At 37.4% G+C, this 4,544-nt stretch carries 1 protein-coding gene and 1 pseudogene; both read right to left on the bottom strand.

The window, feature by feature from the left end:
- Window positions 1–504, bottom strand: a pseudogene (locus tag ACFIO3_RS09100) (autotransporter domain-containing protein); the annotation flags it as partial.
- A gap of 695 nt (window positions 505–1,199) precedes the next feature.
- Entirely contained in the window at window positions 1,200–4,370 is a 3,171-nt protein-coding gene (locus tag ACFIO3_RS09095; protein WP_375704349.1) for an autotransporter outer membrane beta-barrel domain-containing protein, read from the bottom strand.
- Window positions 4,371–4,544: the final 174 nt, after the last annotated feature.

The raw sequence follows: 4,544 nt of genomic DNA, 5'->3' as shown, positions 1-4,544 counted from the left end.
CATTGAAAGAAACAACATGCCCTTCTTCAGAAGCAGCAAGCGTCTTGCTTAAATTCCCGCCAACACGCATCACCCACAAATCAAGCTTTCCCATTTCGACATCAAATCCATCGTTATCAGAGGTCTTATCAAACCGTATATTTTGATAAACGACCTGAACTTGCGTATCAAAAATAAGCCCCTTATGTCCTGTCATAAATGGCTTACCGGCAGCCAATGAAGCACTCAAAAGTGTCCCCTTCAATGTTGTTGTCTTACCTCTTGCTTGCGTGAGAACATCCCCTTCAAATAACCCGTAGAAAAAAGTCCATCGATATAAAAGCCTGTATCATGCTGCATGCTGCCATATGCTGTAATAGACCATTTATCAAATGTACTTTTTTGCTTTCTTTAACATCTTGAGGCTGTAGAGAGTTTTTTCCCATTATTCTCCATTTTTCCAAAGCTCGAAGTGTGATGTGTATCCTCAATCGCATTGAGCAAGACACTTGCCTCTATACCATGAACATTAGAAACCTGAATCTTACCTTCATCAAAGGAAAAACCGCCCTGCTTCACACCAAACACAGATTGAGATAACGTATCATTTCTACTTTTCTTTTCGCTATTTCCTGTAATAGAACTTTTTTTAAAAGAAGTTTTATTGTCTTTTAACACAACCACTGCTGATGTAATCTTCTCAGATCTCTTTAATTTTAAAATTCCATCAGTTCCTGAAAGCCTTTTTCCCCTTTACTTTTTTGCGGTTTAATAACTATGTTATGAGTTCGTATTGTAAAAATAACACCTGTAGTCCTCCTATCCAATCCACTCATATATAACTTATTACGACTTCCAAAAGTACGAGAAGCATCAACTGTATCACACGAATACGACTTAAAAAGAGAATTACACGAGGGATTATAATCTTCTGCACTCACATCTATATTGTGCGCGAAGAAAGAAATAGAGGTCGTAAGAGAACACACACACATGACGTTTTAGTACTTTAATCATAATTTAGTCTAAACTTTCTTTATTTTATCTTCATAAAAAACTGAAAAGACACACCTGGTTCATCTACTCATTATTCTTATTATGTACCGTTACATATAATTTGTTTTGTGTTATATGTAAAGTCAAAAATCAGAAAAATAACACAATAAAACCATGTTTTGTGTTTATGTCTTTCACAAAGGATGTATTAAAGAAAAATACAATTAAAAACGATAACTTAATCCACCAGAAAAATGCGTTCCGGAAAAGCCGTCACTCGTAAATTTATGCTGATAAATCAGATCGCTATGAAAAATAATTTTTGGAGATAATTGCGAAAAAACACCAAATCCAGCTTCTAAAGAAGTCCCAAAGGAACCAAGCTGGAAAGCATCTTTAAAATATACAAATTGTTTATCATCAAAACTACGAATGAAATGAAGCTTACCATAGAATGAAAGAACATGTGCATCTTTATCTTTAGTAAATGTAAGTGTCTTCGTTAAATACCCACCAATACGCATCCCCCAATGATCTGGGCTTCGCATATCAATATTAAAATTATCAATATCACGAGTCTTATGAAACTGAAGATTTTGATAAACAAACTGAACCTGTGGTTCAAAAATAAAATATCGGCTGCCTATCATAAACGTTTTACCAGCAGTTAAGGAAACACTTAGGGGCTTCCCTCTCAATGCAGCCGTTTTACCTCGCTCAAGTGTGAGAACATTTCCATTAAACAAACCATAAGAGAAGAGACCATCCATATAGAGACCCGTATCATGCTGCATGCTTCCATATGCTGTGATTGTCCATTTATCAAATATACTTTCTTGACTTTGTTTAACCTTTCGAGGCTGCAACGAAAGTTTGCCATAATTTCCCATAATCCCAAAAGATGTCGTACTGTATGCACTTTCGATTTTCTTGAGTAAAAGACCTGCCTCTAGTGCATTATAATCAAGCTCACCGCCATAATCACCATATTTAAATGCAGACAAATTTGAAGTATAATGATGATGTCCACCGTAACCGCGCAAAAACAAAGCGGGATTTTCATCATTTTTTAACAACCGACCAGAAACAGTTCGCAGCGCTTGCAACTGCTTGCTTTGATTACTGATATCCATCAATCCAGCATAAAATAAGGTATTTGGCACAAGAATATAAGTCAAAACCTGTGGAACAACGACTCTCACATTTGGCTCAAAATAAGAAGAAGGCTCAAAAACAGATGCCGGAACAGAAGAACCAGACGCAGGTGGAGTAACAACAAAAGGAGTGGGTGAAACAGATGACAGAACAGGAGAAACAGATGCAACTGGGGAAACAACAGAAGGAGTGGGTGGAACAGATGGCGGAACAAGTGAACCAGATGCAGGTGGAGCAACTGGATTAGATTCAGCAATAGCGGGAACAACAGGTGCAAGAGAGGAAAGAGGATTGGGGATCTCAAGTACAAAAACATCAGATACATTAGGTGTGGTCGTAAGATGGGAATCCCTACCAGGAGAATCTACAGGAGAAGAAAGACTTGGCTCCTGAGGTTTTTGCTGAGAGTTAGAATCAATAGAACCATCCTCACCTCCAGTAATATTAGGATGAATTTTAAGAACAGAAGGAATATCATCAGAAGAAGGGGGGACAACCAAATCAAGAACAGGAAAAACTTTAGTGGAATCAACAAATTGACTTTCAAGTCGGAAATCCCAAAATGTTCCAGTATTTTTAAGCACTCTTTGATTGGAATCTGCAGTCCCTAAAGCAGAGCCTGGACCATAACTCTTAAGATGATACTGATAGGGGGAGGCTTCAAGTGTGACATACCCCCCATTTAACTGAAAAGAATCTTCCATGGCTTTTCCATAAACCTGAATAATGGAAATCCCCTGATTATTACCGCCCTCTCCCGTCAATGCCCCTGAGCTTCCAGGAACACTATACACATGGACTGTCGTTTTTCCTTCAAGATCACCATTGATTAAAAGCCGGTCAGTTTTTTGCTCTTGCAGAGCTCCGCCTTTATCCAAATATGCATTAAGATAAAGACGCGCATCGCCTTGTGCACGATAGACAGTCCCCGATCCTTTTCCGATGAGAAGTGTCTGATAACCATCTGTTGTTTTAGATTTTAATTCTTCAAAAACAAGAGAACTATCCGTAAGATTGACCGATGAAATGAAGGAATAGTCCCCTAAATTAGAACCAAAAGCATTAGAATTTTGCAATTTGTCATATTTTGGTCGCGATAAAATCCACTTTGAACCATTTTTTAAATCTATCTTAGCTGTAGAACTTTCATCAACATGTGCGCCTCCTACAAGGGTAGAAGCATCAGCCTCAATCTTTACAGTAGAACGCTCAACAGCTTTCAGGAGTGAATCTCCAGAAATTTTTGAATGTTGTGAGAGTTTAACAGAACTTTCGAATTCTCGATTATAAATAGCCGTACTTTCTGGAGCCATAAAAGTTGTCTTTGTCAAATGGACAGTCCCTTTTCCAGGTATAATTGTTTTTTTATCATTTAAGACAGCTTCCCAAAAAAAGTGCATGCCATTAAATCCATTCCCTCTCACAAAAATATTGGAATATTTTATATGAGCAGCATTATGGTTATTCCCCTGCACTACAATACCATGAACATTGTCGACATTAACGTTTCCTTTCTGGAAATTAAGAGAGCCTTTCCCCTGAAGCATACTAAAAGCAGAACCTTCACGATAATTATCTGTATTTGTTCCCAGTTTCCCCCTCCCACTAATAGAAACGCCCTCTAAATTAATTTCTCCATCTCCTCCTGTTTGAACACCAATACCATCAGCAAAATTAATTTTTCCTCCTTTCATATAAATTTTTGCACCATTATGACTCAAAAGACCTATCGCATCAGAAGATGTCTTAATCTCTGTCTTGGTCAAAGAAACAAACGACCCTTTACCCCCAACACTGATCCCCATTCTGGTTGCTTTAATCACCCCATTCTGCATCTCAAAAGCTCCCTCATCATTAATATCGGCCCCTATCGACACGTTATTTAACATGGAATCAAATAGAGCAACGCCTCCCCCATTTGAGGACTTTACAGCTGTTGTCCAAGCGTTTGTTTCTGAATGGCTATTTGTATTTGAGACACCATTAATGATTATAGCCTCTCCCTCAATGACTGTATTTTTCCCTGATGCCTCTATGGCAGCATCAGAACTTTCACCCGTAAGTTGATAAGTTTTCTTGGCAATTTCATGCGTTTTACCATCATTACAGCGATAAAATGAGGCACTTTCGTTACATGAATATGGCTTCTTCTCAGAAGAAATCTCACCTGCATCAGTATTGTATACAAAGAAAAAAATAACCGTTGTAAAATGACATAAAGAGAGATGATTTTTAAACATAATTTTCTACAAACTTTCTTCCCCTTCTCTAAAAACAAAAAACACGCATTCTGTTTAATAAATTTGGTTACGCGTGATAATTTAAAATACGTTTTGGATTTTATATATCCACCCTATGTTTTATGTAAAGCCAGAATCCCAAAATATCACAATTTAAAATTGTATTATTTATAA

The organism is Bartonella sp. AD328YNZD (assembly GCF_042196425.1).
This window is presented reverse-complemented; position numbering and strand designations above follow the sequence as displayed.

Coding starts and splice junctions, on each gene's coding strand:
- ACFIO3_RS09095 (WP_375704349.1), bottom strand. CDS start 4,370: ATGTTTAAAAATCATCTCTCTTTATGTCATTTTACAACGGTTATTTTT.